We start from the raw sequence: 20428 nt of genomic DNA on the forward strand, positions 1-20428 counted from the left end.
TATTAATACCGAAAGGCATTAGTAGCAGTAATAAAAATGTTTATATAAATATTGGGGTGGTTTTACTACTTTTTTTCAGTTTATTTGTTGTGGTTCGTAATTATTATTATGATGAAAAAATTTACAATGATATTAAACTTGTGAAACAATTTGGTGTTACTGACAATTTTATTCAGAATGTTAATGAAATGGAAGAAAAAAACAAATTTATATATTCATATGCAAATAAAGATCTTGTGTATTATGCAACATATAACAAAGACGATGACATAGCAAAAATGCTTGAAGAGAATGTCCAGGATGCTTTAAAATTTCAAAAATCACACTTAACATATTATTCCAAAGCATGGAATATGATTTATAGTACAGATAACTTTCTATCTGATTATGATGGCATTGTTGATACAATTAAAAAAGGCATAGATTTAAAACCTGACTATGAGAAGTTATGGACGCTATTGCATTATGTAAATATGAAAAAAGCTTCTGAGGTAACTGGAAAGCCAATTGAGAATTTTCTTTTATCTGAAGAAGATAGAAAAAATCTTTTAGATAAAATGCAGAAAACTATGGAGGCAATTAAAGAAGGCAAAAAATAAGTGTTAGTGGAAATAGAGACAGATGAATAATACTTAACAAAAAAAATTCCTCAACGAGGTAGGGAAAACTTTTTCCCAAAAATAGGGAATTTCCACTTGCAAAAAAAATGCTTCAGAATGTTCAACACTCATGGGGGCGGAAACGATGCAATCTCTCTTTTTTTGTTATTTTTGATTGTCACAACGTAATATTTGATTTCACAGAATAGCTGAGTTTTTATTTTTTGAAACTGATATAATTAAATAGGCTTCTTTTTATTTTACTAAAGCAGGTGACTTATGAAAAAAGATACCATAATTATCGCTAACGAACGAGAGGGTTTTACACTGATTGAAGTGCTTACGGTTATTGTTATTATAGGCATTTTGGCAGTTATTGCTATTCCGCAGTTTGCAAGTTACAGGATTAGCGCCTTTAATTCTGCAGCTCAAAGTGATTTGAGAAATGCCAAATCACACCTTGAGGCTTATTATTTAGAGCATGGAACGTATCCCGCCGATTAAAGTATGAACCAATCTCACACTTACGAAGTGTGAGAATATCAATAGTGGATATTAAGCACTTATAGTAAAAATATCTGGCTCTATTTTAGCGATTCCTCAATTTTTTTGGGTTCATTCTTCCCCTAAGGCAGGGGAAGGAACTGGTTTCTCCCTCTAAATTAGGGGAAGATCGAGAGGGGGTATTTCTTTGTTATATCAAATATATCTGCGTACCTGCTTATTAAAATATACAAAAGTACATTAAGCGAATATTGACAAAACATCAGCATAGTTTATACTTTTAAGTGTAAACTGTATGAGGATTAAAACTATGGAAGCTACTGCTAAAGATTTGAGATTTTACTCAAAAGAACTTTTGGAAACAGTAAAAAGGGGTGAAGAAATTACCATTACATATAGAGGAAAACCATGTGCAAAGCTGGTTAAGTTTGAAAAACCAAAACAAACAAACAGTGGAAATGAGCTTTTTGGAATTTGGAAAGATAACGATAAAGTAAAAAATGTTGAAAACTACGTAAGAAATTTAAGAAAAGGTAGATTTTAATGCTTGTGGATACTGATGTAATTATTTGGTATTTGAGAGGAAACACCCGGGCATATGATTTAATAGAAAGTTTGGATAATTTTTTTATTTCTTCAATAACTTATATGGAACTGGTTCAGGGAATGAGAAACAAAAAAGAGCTTAATCTTTTTAGAAAAAGTCTGCATAACTGGGGCACAGAAATAATATATATAACTGAAGAAATTTCAGCGAAAGCTGTATTTTTTATTGAAGAATTCTATCTAAGTAACTCAGTTGAAATTGCTGACTCTTTAATAGCATCAACCGCCATTGTATATGGTTTACCTCTTATAACCGGTAATGATGAACATTACAAACCGTTGAAAAATTTGCAGATTAAAGTATTCAGACCTGATGAATAAAGTATAGCTTTAAACCTTATTCATAGGGCCAGCTGCGATGGAAAATTGGCGGGAGTGTGTAGGAATCGAACTTAGCGTAAAGTGTTATAAATAAAGAGAAAAAAGTATAAGTGATTATGGTTGTGATTATTTTTAAAAGTCACTTTATAATCATTTATAACAGATTATAATTAAAATTTATCACACTTTTATCACTTAAATCTAATTAAAAAAAAGTTAACTGCCCAGAGGCCAAAATTAATACAAAGAAAGTTTATGTTTTGTTTTCATAAATAACGATAAGCTATTTAAAATAGAATACTTTTAAGATAAAAAATAAAGGTTGCGTGTCTTAAAAATAGAGTAAAAATTTTGCTGTAAGTTTGCTTTTGAAATTGTGAAATGCTATACTTAATTCTAAAGGGGGTTTTTGAAGCTTGGTAAAATATTCAGATCTTCTTGGAGAAATAGACGTTAAACATAGATTCCGAGATCCTATATATGGTTTTATCTGGTTAACAGAAGATGAGCTGAAGATTGTGGATTCAGAACTTTTTCAAAGGCTGAGACGTATTCATCAATTAGCTTTAACTAAATATGTTTATCCTGCAGCAGAAAACACAAGATTTCCACATTCTTTGGGTGTTTTACAATCTGCTACTAATATATTTCTTGAGTTGTATCGTAATAACTATAATAGTTTAAATGAGGTGATGGGCGATACTGTAAATCTTTTTAAAGAGTTACGTTTTGCTGCTCTTTTACATGATATTGGACACATGCCCTTTTCTCATGCTACTGAAGATATATTTTTGGATGAAGGTACTACCCATGAAGATGTAAGTAAGCATATTGTATTAGATTATAAACCTTTTTTGAGTATTTTTAAAAAGAATAACATAAAGCCTGAAGTTATAGCAAATCTTTTCAAAGGCAAATTAACAAGTGAGTATAGGATTTTAAAAAAAATTCTTTCTGATTCATTTGATGCTGATAGAGCGGATTACTTGCTACGCGATTCTTATATGTGTGGGGTTAAATATGGGTTATATGATTTCCAAAGATTTATAAGTAGTTTTGATTTTTCAAAGAAGACTAAAGATTTTACCATAAAGTACGGTAATATCCATTCAGTGGAATCGCTTTTGCTAGCTAGGTACTATTATAATATGCAAGTACCTTTTCATAGAACAAGAAAAGGTTACGATATAGTTCTTAAAAAATTTATCGAAAAATATAAAGAAGAGATAGATTGCGGGATTGTTATTGAAGACGGTAAATTAAAAATGGACTTTGAGCAATTTTTCTTTTTTGACGACAATTATGTTTTTGAAATCATTAAAAGGAAGTATAAAGAAGGAGATAAGTTTGCCAAGACTTTAATGCGTGGTGAAAATAAACTTCATGCTGTATTTGATTTAGAAGTAAAAGCAGAAGAAAAAGAATATGCAAATGAATACGGTGAATTTATTCAAGAGTTAAAAGAAAAAGGTTTTAAAGAAAATGAGGATTATTTTAAGTTTAAAGAAACTATAAAAATTCATAAGTTGATTAAACAAAGTGATGAGAAAGAAGAAACGGACTATGTAGTTATTAAAGATGGTAAGGAATATGACTTGCTTGATTTATCTGCAATTTTGAAAAGCTTGAAGGAACCTATTGTAATTTATAGGGTTTACATTGTATCGGAAAAAAAGGGAGAAGCCGAAAAAATATATAAAAACTTAAAAGAACGGCACAAAAAAATAAAGGGAAATCTATAAGGAGGAAATTTATGTCAAATCGTGAATGGCTCTTAGGGTTAATAAAAAGACTTAACGACCTTAATAATGATATCACAAAAATTGTTTTACAAAAAATAACTTTTTTTCTTCAGGAACTAGGTGAACCTTGTCAATATACTTTTGAAGGTTATAAGTATGGACCTTTTAGTCATGGCCTTGCTAGTGAGATTCAATTTTTAGAGCAAGAAGGTTTTATCGATATTGAAGGCAATAGCATCTTATTTAAAGATAACACAGAGCCTATTAGAGAAAAAGATGAAAAATTAGATAATAGATTAACTTTTCTGGAAAAAGAAATTTTTAATTTTGATCATAGTTTCAATAAGATGGAACTATTGGGTACGATGCTTTATTGTAAAATGGCATTAGAGGAGTTAGGTGATGAAACCTGTAAAGATAATGTTTTTAAAGAGTTTAAGAGTTGGAAAGGTGATAAATTCACCGAAGAAGATTTAGAAAATGCATATCAGAAAGTGCAATATTTTTTAAATAAGGGGAAGTCTGAGTTGTAAGATCATAGTTGCAAAAAATTGTGGAAATATTAGTATGGTCAGAAAAACGAGAGAGTTTAGTTTCTTCTGTATATATCCCATTAAAAACTAATTTTCATCGCCCCAGACTTCGGAGATTTTACTTCAATTTTCGTTTCCATTTTTTCAATTAGTTTTTTGTTTGAATTAACAATTTGCTGTTCGGCTTCAATTTCTTTTACGATTAGTTCTTGGACTTGTATAGATGGTAAAGGCACTTGAATTTTGGATAAATAGTTCCAAGAAACTCTTGGTAATTGAGCACCACCAAGCCCTTGTAAAACTTTATCGTTAAAAAGTTTACTTCTTAAATAATAAGTTAAAAAAAATATCTGTTTCTATTTTAACGATTCCTCAATTTTTTTTGGGTTCATTCTTAAATCAAGTACCCTATATACCAGAATTACACTCTGCTAAATCTTCAATGGTTGAAGAAAGTATTTTCAATTTCATTCAAACCTTTTTAGAAGTTCTTTTTTTGCTGTATGCCAGTCTTTTACACTTTCTTCGTTATTTTTAAGTCTGTTCTCAGTCTCAGAAAGAGCTTTTTTATGCCAATTCGGGGACGATAAATTTTCTTCGTTCTTCGAGAGATCTTCCCAAATTGCTTCCATTAATCTGATTTTTTCGTCTTTCGAAAACTCTTCTAAGTTAATATTTTTTTGCATTATACTTACCTTTTCCTTTAATATAGCATCCAGATCAAATTATGTCAAAATTATATGACTTGGCACCCCCCCATTTTTTAAAGCTATGGCAATACGCAGATATTGTTAGTACATAGATAGAGATCCCTCGGCTTCGCTTGCCCTGTTGAATAATAGCTTTGCTATTTGCCTTCGGCATTCAACAGGGCGAGGGATGACAAAATGCTGTCTAGCATCCGCCTTGGGCGGATAAATAGAATGTAAACATATTTACCAGTCTAAAAGACTGGTGCTAGCCGCAGGCATTCTTTCGAACAAAGTGAGAAATCTCTACCATATGAAACGACATAACGAATAAATATACAACTGTGCTTAATATTGGGATATCTTCATGCATGAAAATCCCGATATTTAGATAAAGTATTGTCAAATTGCACAAGTACAAAAATTTTGGGAGGCTGCTAATATATGACCTAATTCTGTCATCCGATTTCTTTGCTCATTAAATAATCACCGTTTTTACCAATTTCTCTTCCATATTTTTTGATAGATATTTGTTACATACTAAAAATGGACAAAGTTGCAAGAGGAATTCCCGAAAGTTGCATGAAATAATTGAATAAATTGATAGAATAAATTTTCACTGGTGCTGGTTTTGCTATCAGAATTTATTGGCTCTCAGTTCCGGAAAGGTGGCTCAATTCATAACGGACACCTGGCTCTATCAAGACGGAATATTCACATTGCAAAGTACAACTGATATAAACTTTGTTGCCAGACAGTTAGGACACAGCTCCCACCAAATGATTTATAAGACTTACGGCAGGATTATTTCGTTAATAAATGGTGAAAAAAATGAGATGGATAAGTTTATCTTTGCGTAGAAATTATCACAATTTTATCACACTGGCTTTTTCTGAAAAGTTAAGTTACTGATAACAAGGATAAATTTGGCGGGAGTGTGTAGGAATCGAACCTACCTCCCGCCTAACAGGCGGGACAGTCGGCTTTGAAGGCCGCGGGGCGCACCAGCTGCCCAACCACTCCCGTAACAAGACCTTTGAATAATGTATTCTTATAAATTTTACCACCCCTTAATCCCCTCCTAACTCTTTGATAGGAGGGGAGATAAAACTCCTCCCCTAATTTAGGGGAGGTTGGGTGGGGTACTTATTCAAAGGTCCCGTAATGCAATATGAATATACATATATTAAAAAATTCATCAAGACAAACGAGAATTTGTTTTGGCACCCTCCATTTTTTTGAATAAGCTTAAACGAATAAATTATTAGCATATAAACATAGAAATCTTGGCGTCCTCCCATTTTTTAGAGCTATGACAATATCTGCATATCTGCTTACCCCATCTTAGCCTTCCCCTAAGATAGGGGAAGGAACTGATTTCTCCCATTAATTTATAGGGAGACCGAGAGGGGGTATTTTTTTACTAAATCAAATATATTTGCGTTTCTGCTTATGCAGACCCAGACCTCTCCGCTGCGGTCGAGGTGACATTTCTTTGTGTTTTTTCATTTTTTGAGACATTTGAAGAATGTATTCTTATAAATTTTACCACTCTTTGCGCCCTTCCTAACTGCGCACTTAACGCATTAAGTGCGGTTAAGCGGAATGCTTACTCAAAGGCCTCGGATGTATAATTTTGAAAGGTTGCCAAAATTTGTTTAATTGACAAATCGCCAGATTCTGTCTAAATAATCAAAACGCGAGATTTTTGGATAATGTATTTTTATAAATTTTACCACCCCTTAATCCCCTCCTAACTCTTTGATAGGAGGAGAGAAACTGAACTCACTTAATACTAAAGAGTTTGGATGGCTAAGGGGGTAAAGCTTATAACGGTTCAATTGTTCAAAGTTTTCAAACAAAAACCGGAGGTTTGTTTATGCTGGTTGCTCCTTCTCTTTTAAGTGCCGATTTTGCCAATCTTCAGAAAGAGGTTGAAGCAGTTGATAATGCAGGCGCTGACTGGATTCATTTTGATGTGATGGACGGTCATTTTGTTCCTAATATTACTATCGGCCCTATGGTTGTCAAATCGCTGAGAAAGTATTCAGATAAAATTTTTGATGTGCATCTTATGATAGAAAACCCGGAAAAGTTTGTGAAGGAATTTGCAAATGCCGGTGCAGATTTTATCACAGTGCATCAGGAGGCAACGGTTCATATCCACAGACTCATTACATTGATTAAAAGCCTTGGCTGTAAAGCCGGTGTATCAATCAACCCGGGTACTCCTGTTAGTGTGCTGGAAGAAATTTTGCCGTATATTGATATGGTTCTGATAATGAGTGTTAACCCCGGTTTCGGCGGTCAGAAATTTATCGAAACCTCGGTAGATAAAATAAAGAAGCTTCGGGGTTTAGCGGATAAAGCTAATCCTGAACTGCTTATCCAGGTGGACGGCGGGTTAAGTGGCAAGAACATAAATATGCTGGAAGAAGCCGGTTGTAATGTTGCAGTTGCAGGAAGTTATATATTTGGATCAGATGACTATAAAAAGGCCATAGACTCGCTTAAGTAAATTATTTCAGGTTGTTCAACTCTATAACGATTTCTGATATTTCTTCGTCGGAGAATCCTTTTTCTTTTGCAGCTTCCTCTATAGTACCCCATATCGGCTCACCGCACAAAATGCACCTTATCCCCTTATTTTTTAGATACTGGACGGCTTCATCCTTTATCTCCACCAAATCTTCAATTGTCGTTTCTTTAGTTATCATTTTTTACCCTTTACAGAAAACTTTTTAACTGATCCAGGTTTATTTTCCACAGCTCATCCTGAACTTTTTCATCAAAAGCAATCTGTGCCGGTGCTATGGCTTTTTTATCCATAAAATATGCACCGGAAACCTGTTCAGACTCTTCCGATTCCACTGCATAGAGGATATTGTTTGCACCTTTTTTAACATCGGCTCCGAAAGCACCCCATCCTTCTTTAAGTATTTTTGTATTTATTACGCCGGGATGCAGGCAGTTGACTGTAATTCCGTCGGGGCGGGTAATAGCCGCAAGTTTTTTGGTAAACAGAATGTTGCATAATTTGGACATTGAATAAGCTTCGTAACCGGCGTGCTCTCCACCTTTTTTGACTTCTTCAAGATCAATGTCAGAAGCGTGAGCCATCGAAGCGACATTTACAATTTTCTTCTTTTGGCTGTGCTTTATATTTTCAAGAAGTTTTAATGTGAGCAGAACGGGTGCCAGGTGGTTGACCTGGTATGTTATTTCATATCCATCTGCGGATTTTTTATATTCACTTGAGTATATGCCCGCATTATTTATTAAAATATCCAGCTTTTTGAACTGCTTTTTAACCTCTTCGGCAAATTTGTTCACATCACTTAGATTTGCATAGTCTGCAACAAAACCGTAAAATTCACTGTTTTTATTAATATTTTCCAGCTCTATAACTGTATCCTGAACCTTTCCGGTGTTTCTTCCGTGAATTATCAGTGTATAATCTTTTTCAGCCAGTTCTTTAGCCGTTTGTTTGCCGATGCCGTCTGTTGCCCCGGTTAAAAGTATAACAGGTTTTCTTTCCATTATCGCCCTCCTGCCGGAATTCTTTTACAACTAAATTAATACAATTTTTCACATGCTTAAAGGGTTTTATTGCTTAATTCTATACTTTTGAATAAGTACCCCACCCAACCTCCCCTAAATTAGGGGAGGAGTTTTATCTCCTCTCCTATCAAAGAGTTAAGAGGGAATTAAGGGGTGGTAAAATTTATAAGAAAAAATTATTCAAAAGTCCCATTCAGGCAATCAGTCTGTTTATTGATTTATTCATAATCGGATAAAGGAAGGTATTGGAAAAAAGTCTGCCTATAACGAAAGAGATGGCGGCGACAATGGCACCGGGGATTGCTGAAAAACTGATAAAGCAAAAAAGAGAAGTTATAATAACCATAACCTCGATCAGTGTCGCCACAGAAATGGGGGTGGTTATTTTATCCTTGACTAGTACAGATCTTTCAAAAGATATAAACACTGTCAGAGCAGGCAAAAGAGACATTATCATTGCGGGAATTATTGCGAAATCTGCCAAATCGGGTGTGAGTGCGGAAACTTTTATAAACCAGAGGTCAGCAAGTGGGGTTGCGGTTAGCAGAAAAACTGCCGATGTTGAGCCAAAGGCAATCATAAATGCAAAATTGCGTACTTTTTTGTAATATGCTTTAGCATTCTCATTCAGAAAGGTTATGGCTACTTCCTGATATGAGAGCCCCATACTTCTGAAAATAAATGTAAGGGAATGAACCACAGGCATTACCGCAAGTGAGTCAATAGGGCGGACGCTCTTTGCCAGAAAAAGTGTTACTATTGGCTGGGCGGAAAGTGCTATGAAAGGTGTAAGTGCAAGGGGTACATAAAATTTTGTAATTTTATTGTATGTGAGGTCGTTGTCTATGGTGTTATCGTTCAGTCTAACTTCGGATATAGAGCTTTGTGCAAGAAAATAGGCTGCCAAAGCTTCAGCTATTACACCTGTACTTAGAGCAATTGTCCCGACATAAGCTCCCTTAAGGTTTGTGATATTAAAGAGAGTGATTGCGGTAATGCCCATGAAAACGAGCCTGAAAACCGTTGTATAAGCTACAACCCTTGTTAATCCCGACCGTATCAGGATGCCCTGATAAAACCTTCTGAATCCGATGGCAGCAGGCCAGGGAATCAGAAAAACGGTGGCAAGATGGGTAATTTCAGCTATTTTATCAGGGATTTGAAGAATTTTATAAGCCACAAAATCAAAAACAGGAGGAATGATAAGGATGACAATGAAAAGTGTGACAAATAAATTGATATAGATAGTAAAATTTTTGAGTTTGCTGTATGTGAATTCATTTTTAACCAATGTTGTGGAAGCGCTCATCAGCATAATTATCGGTGCCTCAACAACGAGACCGAAAGAGTAAGCAATCCCGTATGCAGCAAGGTTGAGCTTTACTTCGCCCATTCTTGCTATAACTGCAGCCAGAAAAGGACCTTCGATGGACATCATTATCCAGGTCAGTGCCAGCGGGTACCAGAAGACAAAAATTCTGCTGTATTTAAGTTCAGTTTGAGATTGTGACATAAGACGGCTTATATATGTCAAATTAACTTAAAAATAAAGGGAAAAAATACCGCGATGAGTGATGCGTAAAGCGTGATGGGTGATGGGGATGTTTTTGAAGGTGAAGTTATTCGTGGGCTTTTTGTTTGATAATATCGTAATAACTCATAATACGTCTGACATATCTTACCGGCTCTGTTCCCCGTGCATATCCATACGTTGTATTTTTGTAATATTTTCTCTCTCTTAAAAGCGGCAGAGCTTTTTTCAGGGATGACCATTTCTCAGGGCCCCACCCTTTTTTCCTGCATATATCCTGGGCATCTCTTACGTGACCGTAACCAACATTGTAGCTGGCAAGTGCAAACAGCATTTTTGTTTCCGGGTCCTTAATTTCATCAAAGCGATGATATATTTTTGCCAGATATCCTACTCCGGCTTTCACACTTTGTGCCGGTTTCATCCTGTTGTTAATTCCCATCTCTCGGGCAGTTCTTTGTGTAACCTGCATCAAGCCCCGCACACCTGTATAACTTCTGGCATAGGGATTGAAGTGGGATTCCTGATAAACCATTGCTGCAATCAGACGCCAGTCGAATCCGTGTTTTTCCGCAGCTTTTTTGATAATATCTTTGTATTTGGGAAGCCTTGTTTTCAATCTTCTGTGAAATGTTTTGATATCCACGTAATCAAATATAGAAACATTCCTGTAATAACGCTCATAAATCTGACTGAATGTCCCGTTTTTTTCTATTTTATGAAAAAATTCATTGATTTTTTCCCGCAGTTTGTCGCTGTTGTTTCTCACCGCCCAGCCTAACTGCTGGGACTCAGATATGGGAAAAGCTATCCTGATATCGGGATAATAGCGTTGATTAAGTCTTGCAATGTTTGAATCAGCTACAGTTACTTCTATTTCTTTTTCAGCTACCATACGGATAAGTTCCTCTGTAGGCATATTTTCATGAAATACGATATCAATATTAAGACCATTGCTTTTTAATTCTTCAAGGCGCTGTTCGTACGATGTCTGAGGTCGTATGTGAATCTTTTTGCCTTTTAAATCTTTGATTTTGTCAATGGAGTCATTGTTTTTATGAATAATGACCTGCTGCTGTACTTCCAGATATCCTTCTGAAAAATCGGCCAGCTTTTTTCTTGGCTTTGTTATGGTGACTCCCGCTGCAATCATGTCTCCTTCACCAGAATTGAGTGCCTGGAACATTTCGTCCCACCCGGGTGTTATAACGTCTAATTTTACCCCGAGAAACTCTGCGAACTTTTTTACAAGGTCGTATTCAAAACCCATATATTCATCCCGGTAACTGTAATAAACATTAGCATTGTTGGTCATGATAACGGTTATTTTGCCTTTTTCTTTTATATCTTCCAGGGTTCCCTTGCTTGCAGGCTCAGCAATAATATGGAAAAAAATATAGAACACAGACAGTATCGCGATTATAAGCAGCTCTTTATGTTTTCTAATGCTCATTATTATCTCCATTCGTTTGGTAAAGCCCTGTACAAAAAAAGTGAGGTATCACAACCTCTGCCTACCTAATAAGATTAGCCTCTGAAAGGAAAAAATGCAAATTTTATCTTTTTTGCCACTCTTATATTTGTTGGTGAGAGAGTGAGGGGGGAGAGAGTGAAGTGGTGAAGTAGTGAAGTAGGGAGATAGATAGGATGCCTGTTAAAAGTTCTGTTGTTCAAAAGAGAAAAACATGATAACTTTTCAATATAGCCATCAGTAAAATAATAAAAGAGATTAGACATATGTGGACAATAAAAAAGACCTTCAGAAATCTTGGTAGAGTGAGGGAGATATTTTCCCAGGTGGTTTATTACGGTTTCGGACGTTTTCTGGATGAAACCAACCTGTCATCTTTAATAGGTTACGGGAAAAAAATAGTTACTCTGGGCAAAGCTAAAGATATTGAAAAACTGCCGGAAGAGGTACGTTTCAGAAAACTGCTGGAAAGCCTGGGGCCCACTTTTGTAAAAGTGGGGCAATTTCTCAGTACAAGAGGGGATATTTTCCCTGAGAAGTTTACCAAAGAACTGGAAAAGCTGCAGGATGAAGTACTGCCGTTCAAGTACAGTGAAGCTGTCAGGCAAGTTGAATCAAACTTAGGTAAAAAACTTTCGTCTATGTTTAAGGAATTTTCCAGAGAACCCGTCGCCTCTGCTTCAATAGCACAGGTGCACAAAGGTGTTCTCCACGACGGCACCGAAGTGGCTGTAAAGGTAAAAAGACCCGGAATAGAAACGAAGATAGAGCACGACCTGGCTATTCTTATATTTTTGGCAGGTGTGGCAGAAAAATACAATCAAGAGGCAAAAAACATACAGCTTCTCGAAGTTACACAGGAATTTGCCGATCAGCTGAATAAAGAACTGAATTTTGTACTTGAAGCCAATTATATGGAGAAATTCAGAGACTATTTTTCAAAAAATGACAATATCCTTATTCCACAGGTTATGTGGGAATATACGGATATGGATGTACTTACCATGGAATTTGTCAAAGGTATACCTATTGACAATATTAAGGAGCTTGAAGAGAAAGATATTGATATGGTCAAACTGTCGGAAACAGGCGTTGATTTTTACCTGAAACAGGTTTTTGAATTCGGGTTCTTTCATGCCGATCCGCACCCGGGGAATTTTCTGGTAACGGACAAAGGTGAGACTGCAATTCTTGATTTCGGTATAATAGGAAAAGTTGACAGGAAGCTTCTTGAGCACCTGAGTGCTGTTTTCCTTGGTCTTATCAATTTCGATATTGAATCCATTATAGAGGAGATGGTTTCATTCGGGCTTATCGACAGAGACGCCGACTTGAGAAAAATCCAAAGGGATATGATGGACGTTATACTTCCTGTTTACGGTCAGAATATTGGCAATGTAGACGTTGTGCTGCTGTTAAATGATATAATAGATATCGGCAGAAAACATTATTTTAAATTTCCTATCGATTATCTTTTAATTTTTAAAACGTTTTCATTTCTCGAATCCACAGGACGAAAACTTAATCCGGACTTTAATTTTCTGAATTTTGCCGAACCGTATGCGAAAAAGATTCTGCTGAAAAAATACAGCCCCTCATATCTGTTCAATGACTTCAGGGAAATCTCCTCAAATTACAGCGATGTTTTGAGAAGGGCGCCCAAGGACTATAAAATTCTTGTGGACAAACTTAAAGAAGACGACCTGAGTATTAATTTTATACACAGAAATCTGGATGTTATGTCCAGGGAAATGGACAGGTCGGCAAACAGACTTTCCTTCAGTATTATTATTGCCGCGATTGTTTTGTCATCTTCCCTTTTTATCCTGGCGGATGTTGGTCCCAAAATACTGGATATTCCGTTTCTCGGGCTCTTCGGTTTTGTTATCGCTTCCTTTCTCGGATTGGGACTGGCCATCGGAATTTTCAAGTCGGGGAAACTGTAATGTCTTTTGATGTAACTTTTTTGGGCGGAGCCGGGGTTATCGGCATGAATATGTATTTGTACGAGTCCTCAGATACAGCACTCATAGTGGACTGTGGTGTTATGTTCGCCGATTATTCCTGTCCGGGGGTGGATTATATCATTCCGGATTTCAGATATCTTTACAAAAAAAGAGAAAAACTGAAAGCCCTCCTGCTTTCCCACGGACACGAGGATCATATAGGCGGTGTACCTTACCTGCTTAAAGACTTTAATATACCTGTTTACAGCGGGGAATTGACACTTAAGTTTTTAAAGGCAAAGCTCGGTGAGCATAAAATTAAAGGTGATTTAAATGCAATTACGCCGGGGGATTCTTTCAAAGTCGGTGATTTTACTGTCAGCTTTAACCCTGTCAATCATTCCATTCCGGAAACGTACAGTGTACTTCTCAGTTCAAATGATTTTTCCTTTCTGCACTGCTCAGATTTTAAAATAGATGATACTCCGGTAAGCGGTGAGCCTTTTAACAGAAAGCTTTATAAAAAAATCGGCAGTAAAGGTATAGATGCTGTTTTAATAGATTCCACAAATGTATTTGAAAAAGGGAAAACTGTGTCAGAAAGCAGTTTAAAGAATAACCTGCTTGAGATTTTCCGCGGAATAAAAGCAAGGATATTTTTTACTACATTCTCATCCAATATCGACAGAATAAAACAGGTACTGGAAGTTTGCAGGCAGCTCGACAGAAAAGTTGTCTTTGAGGGGCGATCGATTTTAAAAAATACACTTCTCGGGAATGAAGCCGGGTATCTGCCTTTTCCTGAAGATACAGTGGTTAAGCTGTCTGAGGCAAAGGATCTTCCTGATGACAGAATCTGCTACATTGTATCCGGCTGCCAGGGGGAAGCTGGAAGCAGTCTTTTTAAAATTGTTTCCAGGGAGCGGAAAAAATTGCAGATTCAGGAAGGTGATACGGTTGTTATTTCTTCCAGAGTGATACCGGGCAATGAGAAAAATCTGAACGCTCTTATGAACCAGGTTGCTTTTTACGGAGGATATGTTGTGGATATGGATGAAGGAGGGATCCATGCGTCAGGACATGCAGGAAGAGAAGATATAAAGGAATTTATCTCACTTGTAAGACCGAAAAAGGTTATCCCTGTACACGGAGAATTCCGTCATCAAAAGGCGGTGTGCAAAATGGTAATGGAAGATAATCTTGCAGAAGAATGTATATTTGCAATTACAGGAGAAAAGCTGGTTTTCAGTGATGACAAAAAAAATGTTTTTACCGAAGAGGTTGAGATTGAAAAGCGGTATGTGGATACGAGGGGAGATTTTCTTTTCAGTGAAGAGCAGCTGAAAGAAAGACGGCAAATGGCAAGGGACGGTGTTGTGATAATTAACGCTTATTCTGTTGATGAAAAGGTTCATATAGATACTACCGGTTTTGTTCTCAGTAATAATTCCTTTTTCAGGCTAAGAAAGTTTTTGAGCGAGAATCTAATATTATTGAATGATGTTATAAAAGATGATAAAAACAAACTTGCCGAAATGGCAATGAAACTTACCAAGACATTTTTCAAAAAGAATATGGACAGAAGGCCGGTTATTAAGGTTTTTATCCGGGGGGAAAAATGGAACTGATCCAGTATATTATGTTGGGGGTCCTGCAGGGTTTGACCGAGTTTCTGCCGGTGAGCAGTTCGGGGCACCTTGTGATAGCACAGTCTCTTATTAAAGATTTTCAGCAGCCGGGGCTTCTGTTTGATGTTTTGGTTCATTTCGCAACATTTTGTGCCGTTCTTATTTATTTTCGCAAAAAAATATTTAAGCTTTTAAAGGCATTGATAGGTTTTGTTGTTCTTAAATACCGTGTCACTTATTTTGAAAACAGAAATATGCTGTGGGGGGTTATTGTCGCTTCGATTCCCACTGCAATAATCGGTTTGTATCTTGAAAGAATTTCAGAAGTACTTTTTTCCTCAACCACTTATGTGGGTTATGCTCTTATTTTTACGTCTCTTCTCCTTGTATTTTCAGACAGGGTTACCGCCAGAGGGGATATAAACACTCCCAAGTCGCTGCTGGTGGGTATTATGCAGGGTATTGCCGTTATTCCGGGAATTTCACGGTCGGGCTCAACCATTGCAGTGGCGCTGTTTCTGAATATCAAAAGACAAGAGGCAGCAGAATTTTCATTTATTATGGCTCTGCCCGCTGTTTTCGGTGCCACAATTCTTCAGGCAAAACATTTGAATTCACTGGATTCGCTGATGATATTTCCTTACTTAACGGCGATGGTGGCTGCTTTTTTCAGCGGTTTGTTTGCTATCTTTCTGATGATGAAGCTTGTTAAAAAGGCCAGACTGGCCTATTTTGCAATTTACTGTTTAATTCTCGGGATTATAACAATAATATGGCTGTAGAGAAAAATTATAATGAAAAGACTTATGATGTTCTTTTTCTGATTTTTTTGTTTATCAGTATATTTCTTGCCTTATCCATTTATTCCTATTCCCCCGATGATCCTTCATTTTCCAATATTGTTTTTACCGACTACAAATCGGAAGTGCACAATTATTTCGGCAAGCTCGGAGCCTATTCCGCTGATTTTTTCGGTACTATTTTCGGATGGTCCTCACTTTTTCTGCCTTTAATGTTTTTATTTCTGACCTTTAATATCTATTTCGTAAAAAAGGGTAAGCACAGCAAAGGCATTATATACCTCAATGCCCTGCTGTTTTTTCTTATTTTGGCAGGTATGAGCCTTTTTACCGGCTTTACAGGTGTTGATGATTTTTATTTTCACCTGAAATACGGAGGGGGCGTCATAGGCCTTGTTTCCAGAGATTTCCTTGCTTCACTGATCGGGGACATCGGCGGAATAATACTCTCTTTATTTGTGGTACTCTCTTCTGTTTTTCTTTTTGTAAGGATTAATTTTACAAATTTTAATATAAGGCAGATGAAACCGCATATTAAATTCAATCTTAAAAAATCAAAAACCCCAAAAACTACAAAAGAACGACCTTCAAAAAAATCATCGAAAAAGAACAATAAGAAAGCGGATAAATCTCAAAAAACACCTGCTGCTGATGCTGAATCCGAAGATGAAGACGTAAAGGTTTCGGATACATTTGAGCCTGAGAATGTGAAAAAAGCAAGATACAGTATACCTTTAAATTTGCTGGAAGAATCTGAAAAAATCAGTTTTGCGGAATCCGAGGCAGAATTGAGGCAAAAGGGTAAGATTCTGGAAGAAAAACTTCATGATTTCGGTGTTAACGGACATATCAGGGAAATAAAGCCCGGTCCTGTTGTTACTCTCTATGAATTTGAGCCTGCCCCGGGGGTAAAGGTAAATAAGATATCCAATCTTGAGAATGATCTGGCTTTGGCCATGAGTGCGGTAAGTGTGCGCATAATAGCACCGATACCAGGTAAGTCGGTTGTGGGGATTGAACTGCCGAACAAAAGGAGAGCCGCAGTTTCTCTCAGGGAGCTGATAAACACGAAAGATTTTGCAAAGCCGGAATCACAGCTTACCATAATTCTCGGAAAAGATATTGCAGGCAAACCGTATATCACCGATCTTACAAAAATGCCCCATTTGCTGATAGCAGGCACTACGGGAAGCGGGAAATCTGTTTCCGTGAATACGATAATATGTTCGATAATTTATAAATCTTCCCCTGAGAATGTAAAATTCGTAATGGTGGATCCTAAAATGGTTGAGTTGAGTGTATATGAAGATATCCCGCATTTGGCGGCACCAGTGGTTACCGATCCCAGGAAAGCCTCAAATGTGTTGAAGAATGTTGTGGAGGAGATGGAAAACAGGTATACCCTTTTGGCTGATAACAGAGTCAGGAATATAGATTCCTATAATGAAAAAGCTTCGAAAAGTTCTGAGATGGAAAAGATGCCTTATCTCGTTGTCGTGGTCGATGAGTTTGCCGATTTAATGATTGTTGCCGGTAAAGAGGTTGAGCAATCCATCATGAGGATTGCCCAAATGGCAAGAGCTGTTGGAATTCACCTGATACTGGCCACCCAGAGGCCTTCCGTTAATGTGATTACCGGGATAATTAAAGCCAATATGCCCGCACGGCTTTCTTTTCGTGTTTCTTCAAAAACGGACTCAAGAACGATTCTGGATCAAAACGGTGCTGAAACACTTCTCGGTAAAGGTGACAGTCTTTTCATCCCGCCGGGGCACAGCGATCCCGTTCGCATTCACGGCTGTTTTGTAAGTGAATGGGAAGTTAACAATATTGTGACTTACCTGAAAAAACTGGGAACTCCGGAATATAATATGGATCTGGTAAAAGAAGAGGACTCTGATGCCGGTGGTGTCGATGAAACGGAGAAGGATGAGAAGTATTATGAAGCTCTTGATCTTATTCAGAAAAAAGGTACGGCATCCATATCGATGGTTCAGAGATATTTGAGGATTGGTTATAACAGGGCTGCACGTATAATAGAAATTATGGAAAAAGAAGGGGTGATTACGCCGAGCGACGGTACATCCAAACCCAGGGAAGTAATTATAAAGGACTGAATATCCGGGAGGAAAATATGGCCGATTTGTCAGTAAAATATATGGGACTTAACCTGAAACATCCTGTAATTGCCGGGGCATCATCCCTGAGCAAATCCATTGAGGGGATTAGAAAACTTGCATCAGCCGGAGCGTCGGCTGTGGTGATTAAATCGCTTTTTGAAGAGGAGCTGAGACATGATGAGGATTACGGCGATGACTATCACCCGGAAGCATATGCCTATGAAATTTCGGATGCCTTTGTTATGTACGGCACAAGCAACTATTTGAAACTCATAGAAAAGGCCAAAGCGGAAGTGGACATTCCCGTGATTGCAAGTGTCAATTGCCTGGGCGGCAAATGGTGGACTGACTTTGCATCTGAAGTGGAAAGTGCCGGAGCCGATGCTCTTGAGCTCAATATAGCTTACCTGCCATTTGATAAGGATGAAAAACCTTCAGAAATAGAAAAGAAATATTCACAAATAGTTTCGAATGTGAAAAAAGTCGTTGGGATACCCGTTGCCGCTAAAATAGGACAGTATTTTACAAATATCCCCGGTATTGTTTCAGAGATTGAAAAAAGCGGGGCAGACGCAGTTGTAATGTTTAACAGGTTTTACAGACTCGGGATTGATATAGAAAAACTTGAATTTAAACCGGTGGAATTTTTCAGCACCGAAGCTGAAACATACAGTGCACTAAGATGGGTGGGAACAATTTCACCACAAACAAAACTTGATATCTCCGCCACTACGGGTATCCATTCGGCGGATGCTGCTATTCAGCATATTCTCTCCGGTGCTAAAACGTTACAGGTGGCTTCAGCCATGTATACAAAGGGGGAGAAAGTCCTTCAGGAAATTGCTTCCGGAATAGAGCGTTATCTGGATGAAAACGGATATTCTTCTCTTGATGATATCCGCGGTAAAATGGTGAAGAGTTTGGAAAACCGCCGGGCTCTGGAGCGTACTCAATATATGAAAGTAGCCGGCGGCTACGGAGTTAATGTTTAACATTCACCACTTCCCTAATAATGCATCACGGTTTTTTCTGCGTACATTTTGGGGTCTCACCAAATTTGCCCTGATTAATAATTATTACGATTCAGGTAAATTTTTACTTTAATTACGGATAAAAAACAATATAATAATCCTGTGTACGTTAGAAGTTTGCGCCGGCTGGAATATGTTTGAGAAGACCGAGATTTTTTTATGCGGGAAAATGGATTATTTTTTCCTTTCTGTAAATTTTTAACGACATTTATTTACTGAACTCAAGTTTTGTATAGGTTAACCGGAGGTTTGTTTGGATAGGATTACAGCAGAGGAAGCCAAAAGGCTTTTTGAAAGAAATGATATACTTCAATTGGGCAGACTTGCCAATGAAAAAAAGAAACATCTGCATCCGGGCAATTATGTAACTTTTGTGGTAGACAGAAATATTAACTATACTAACATTTGTACATGCAAGTGCAAATTCTGCGGATTTTACAAAGACAAACAGGAAAACGGCGCGTATCTGATTGATCAGGATGAGCTCGCCAAAAAGATAGAAGAAACCACGGCTCTGGACGGCACACAGATACTTCTGCAGGGAGGACTTCATCCCGGCCTTGATATTCAATACTACGAAGAACTGCTGGGATTTATTAAGAAAAATTTTGATATCTGGATTCACGGGTTTTCTCCGCCTGAAATCGATCATATTGCAAAACTGAGCAGTCTTACCATTGAAGAAACATTTACCCGATTAAAAGCTGCCGGTCTCGATTCTATGCCGGGAGGCGGGGCGGAGCTTCTTGTGGATACTGAGCGCTCCCGGATAAGCCCGAATAAAATCAATTCGAAACAGTGGCTTGATATTATGCGTAAAGCACATTCAGCAGGACTCAGGACTTCTGCCACAATGATGTTTAAGAAAAGTGATTCGGTTGATAATATTCTTGAGCACCTTTCAAAAATCAGAGAGCTGCAGGATGAAACAGGCGGTTTCACCGCCTTTATTCCGTGGCCTTTGCAGCCTGATAATACGGAGCTGGATGAAGAACACTCAACTGCTGTCGACTATTTGAAAGTTTTGGCACTAAGCAGGATTTTTCTGGATAATGTTAGTAACATACAGGTTTCCTGGGTTACCCAGGGTGAAAAGATAGGGCAAACCGGCTTGTTTTTCGGCGGTAATGATTTTGGCAGTCTTATGATAGAGGAAAATGTTGTGGCGGCATGCGGTGCAACATACTCGATGAGTATAGACTCAATTCTGCATAACATAAGAGAGGCCGGTTTTGTGCCGGCTCAGAGGGACATGGAGTACAATATAATCAAGGTATTTGATTGAAAAAATTGTTTGATAAAATTGACAATTTTGCAGATCAAGCTAATGTTAAGTATATATGCGC

18 protein-coding genes and 1 tRNA gene are annotated in these 20428 nt (G+C 37.3%); 13 read left to right on the forward strand and 6 right to left on the reverse strand.

The window, feature by feature from the left end:
- The 6 genes from UMU13_RS01725 to UMU13_RS01750 all read left to right on the forward strand — a co-directional run.
- On the forward strand, positions 1–599 hold a 599-nt coding region (locus UMU13_RS01725), incomplete at its 5' end, for a hypothetical protein (protein ID WP_328216676.1).
- Between the two features lie 279 nt (positions 600–878).
- Positions 879–1103: a type IV pilin protein gene (locus tag UMU13_RS01730; protein ID WP_328216678.1), complete on the forward strand. Its 225-nt coding sequence runs from the start codon at positions 879–881 to the stop codon at positions 1101–1103.
- Between the two features lie 310 nt (positions 1104–1413).
- Positions 1414–1647, forward strand: coding sequence for a type II toxin-antitoxin system Phd/YefM family antitoxin (locus UMU13_RS01735; RefSeq protein ID WP_328216679.1), 234 nt, complete (start codon positions 1414–1416; stop codon positions 1645–1647).
- On the forward strand, positions 1647–2030 hold the full coding sequence (locus UMU13_RS01740) for a type II toxin-antitoxin system VapC family toxin (protein ID WP_328216681.1): 384 nt from the start codon (positions 1647–1649) through the stop codon (positions 2028–2030). The genes UMU13_RS01735 and UMU13_RS01740 overlap by 1 nt, the downstream gene beginning before the upstream one ends.
- 416 nt (positions 2031–2446) lie before the next feature.
- Positions 2447–3772, forward strand: coding sequence for an HD domain-containing protein (locus UMU13_RS01745; protein ID WP_328216682.1), 1326 nt, complete (start codon positions 2447–2449; stop codon positions 3770–3772).
- A gap of 11 nt (positions 3773–3783) precedes the next feature.
- Positions 3784–4305 carry a hypothetical protein gene (locus UMU13_RS01750; protein WP_328216683.1) on the forward strand — a complete coding sequence of 174 codons (522 nt, stop codon included), beginning with the start codon at positions 3784–3786 and terminating at the stop codon, positions 4303–4305.
- A 467-nt stretch (positions 4306–4772) separates the two neighbouring features.
- On the opposite strand, the gene UMU13_RS01755 is transcribed toward UMU13_RS01750, so the two are convergent.
- Together UMU13_RS01755 and UMU13_RS01760 are read right to left on the reverse strand one after the other, a co-directional pair.
- Positions 4773–4991, reverse strand: a complete 219-nt coding sequence (locus tag UMU13_RS01755) for an addiction module protein (protein ID WP_328216685.1) — start codon at positions 4989–4991, stop codon at positions 4773–4775.
- Between the two features lie 930 nt (positions 4992–5921).
- Positions 5922–6018: transfer RNA gene (locus tag UMU13_RS01760), tRNA-Sec, on the reverse strand.
- A gap of 855 nt (positions 6019–6873) precedes the next feature.
- Here UMU13_RS01760 and rpe point away from each other — a divergent pair.
- Complete coding sequence (gene rpe, locus UMU13_RS01765; protein ID WP_328216687.1) at positions 6874–7512, forward strand: ribulose-phosphate 3-epimerase; 639 nt, start codon at positions 6874–6876, stop codon at positions 7510–7512.
- Position 7513: 1 nt separating this feature from the next.
- Here rpe and UMU13_RS01770 read toward each other — a convergent pair whose 3' ends face one another.
- From UMU13_RS01770 to mltF, 4 genes are all read right to left on the reverse strand, one after another.
- A complete protein-coding gene (locus UMU13_RS01770; protein WP_328216688.1) occupies positions 7514–7711 on the reverse strand; it encodes a DUF1858 domain-containing protein in 198 nt (65 codons plus the stop codon).
- Between the two features lie 10 nt (positions 7712–7721).
- Entirely contained in the window at positions 7722–8534 is an 813-nt protein-coding gene (locus UMU13_RS01775) for an SDR family NAD(P)-dependent oxidoreductase (RefSeq protein WP_328216690.1), read from the reverse strand.
- Between the two features lie 214 nt (positions 8535–8748).
- Positions 8749–10068, reverse strand: a complete 1320-nt coding sequence (locus UMU13_RS01780; protein WP_328216692.1) for a hypothetical protein — start codon at positions 10066–10068, stop codon at positions 8749–8751.
- A 106-nt stretch (positions 10069–10174) separates the two neighbouring features.
- The gene (gene mltF / locus UMU13_RS01785; RefSeq protein WP_328216693.1) at positions 10175–11539 is read right to left on the reverse strand and encodes a membrane-bound lytic murein transglycosylase MltF; all 1365 of its coding nucleotides are present in this window, start codon (positions 11537–11539) and stop codon (positions 10175–10177) included.
- A 284-nt stretch (positions 11540–11823) separates the two neighbouring features.
- Here mltF and UMU13_RS01790 point away from each other — a divergent pair, with 284 nt between their 5' ends.
- From UMU13_RS01790 to mqnC, 6 genes are all read left to right on the forward strand, one after another.
- Positions 11824–13503, forward strand: coding sequence for an ABC1 kinase family protein (locus UMU13_RS01790; protein WP_328216695.1), 1680 nt, complete (start codon positions 11824–11826; stop codon positions 13501–13503).
- Positions 13503–15131, forward strand: coding sequence for a ribonuclease J (locus UMU13_RS01795; RefSeq protein WP_328216696.1), 1629 nt, complete (start codon positions 13503–13505; stop codon positions 15129–15131). Before UMU13_RS01790 ends, UMU13_RS01795 begins: the two co-directional genes overlap by 1 nt.
- Positions 15122–15913, forward strand: a complete 792-nt coding sequence (locus UMU13_RS01800) for an undecaprenyl-diphosphate phosphatase (protein WP_328216697.1) — start codon at positions 15122–15124, stop codon at positions 15911–15913. The genes UMU13_RS01795 and UMU13_RS01800 overlap by 10 nt, the downstream gene beginning before the upstream one ends.
- Complete coding sequence (locus tag UMU13_RS01805; protein ID WP_328216699.1) at positions 15904–18048, forward strand: DNA translocase FtsK; 2145 nt, start codon at positions 15904–15906, stop codon at positions 18046–18048. The genes UMU13_RS01800 and UMU13_RS01805 overlap by 10 nt, the downstream gene beginning before the upstream one ends.
- A 17-nt stretch (positions 18049–18065) precedes the next feature.
- Positions 18066–19043 (forward strand): dihydroorotate dehydrogenase-like protein, encoded by a 978-nt coding sequence (locus UMU13_RS01810; protein ID WP_328216701.1) that lies wholly within the window; start codon positions 18066–18068, stop codon positions 19041–19043.
- Positions 19044–19335: 292 nt separating this feature from the next.
- Positions 19336–20367, forward strand: coding sequence for a cyclic dehypoxanthinyl futalosine synthase (mqnC, locus tag UMU13_RS01815; protein WP_328216702.1), 1032 nt, complete (start codon positions 19336–19338; stop codon positions 20365–20367).
- Positions 20368–20428: the final 61 nt, after the last annotated feature.

The sequence above is a fragment of the Flexistipes sp. genome (genome assembly GCF_036172515.1).
Classification (GTDB): Bacteria; Chrysiogenota; Deferribacteres; order Deferribacterales; family Flexistipitaceae; genus Flexistipes.

Excerpts from the sequence above, each read along its gene's own strand:
- UMU13_RS01730 (WP_328216678.1), top strand. The coding sequence starts at position 879 with ATGAAAAAAGATACCATAATTATCGCTAACGAACGAGAGGGTTTTACA.
- UMU13_RS01735 (WP_328216679.1), top strand. The coding sequence starts at position 1,414 with ATGGAAGCTACTGCTAAAGATTTGAGATTTTACTCAAAAGAACTTTTG.
- UMU13_RS01740 (WP_328216681.1), top strand. The coding sequence starts at position 1,647 with ATGCTTGTGGATACTGATGTAATTATTTGGTATTTGAGAGGAAACACC.
- UMU13_RS01750 (WP_328216683.1), top strand. The coding sequence starts at position 3,784 with ATGTCAAATCGTGAATGGCTCTTAGGGTTAATAAAAAGACTTAACGAC.
- UMU13_RS01755 (WP_328216685.1), bottom strand. The coding sequence starts at position 4,991 with ATGCAAAAAAATATTAACTTAGAAGAGTTTTCGAAAGACGAAAAAATC.
- rpe (WP_328216687.1), top strand. The coding sequence starts at position 6,874 with ATGCTGGTTGCTCCTTCTCTTTTAAGTGCCGATTTTGCCAATCTTCAG.
- UMU13_RS01770 (WP_328216688.1), bottom strand. The coding sequence starts at position 7,711 with ATGATAACTAAAGAAACGACAATTGAAGATTTGGTGGAGATAAAGGAT.
- UMU13_RS01775 (WP_328216690.1), bottom strand. The coding sequence starts at position 8,534 with ATGGAAAGAAAACCTGTTATACTTTTAACCGGGGCAACAGACGGCATC.
- UMU13_RS01780 (WP_328216692.1), bottom strand. The coding sequence starts at position 10,068 with ATGTCACAATCTCAAACTGAACTTAAATACAGCAGAATTTTTGTCTTC.
- mltF (WP_328216693.1), bottom strand. The coding sequence starts at position 11,539 with ATGAGCATTAGAAAACATAAAGAGCTGCTTATAATCGCGATACTGTCT.
- UMU13_RS01790 (WP_328216695.1), top strand. The coding sequence starts at position 11,824 with ATGTGGACAATAAAAAAGACCTTCAGAAATCTTGGTAGAGTGAGGGAG.
- UMU13_RS01795 (WP_328216696.1), top strand. The coding sequence starts at position 13,503 with ATGTCTTTTGATGTAACTTTTTTGGGCGGAGCCGGGGTTATCGGCATG.
- UMU13_RS01800 (WP_328216697.1), top strand. The coding sequence starts at position 15,122 with ATGGAACTGATCCAGTATATTATGTTGGGGGTCCTGCAGGGTTTGACC.
- UMU13_RS01805 (WP_328216699.1), top strand. The coding sequence starts at position 15,904 with ATGGCTGTAGAGAAAAATTATAATGAAAAGACTTATGATGTTCTTTTT.
- UMU13_RS01810 (WP_328216701.1), top strand. The coding sequence starts at position 18,066 with ATGGCCGATTTGTCAGTAAAATATATGGGACTTAACCTGAAACATCCT.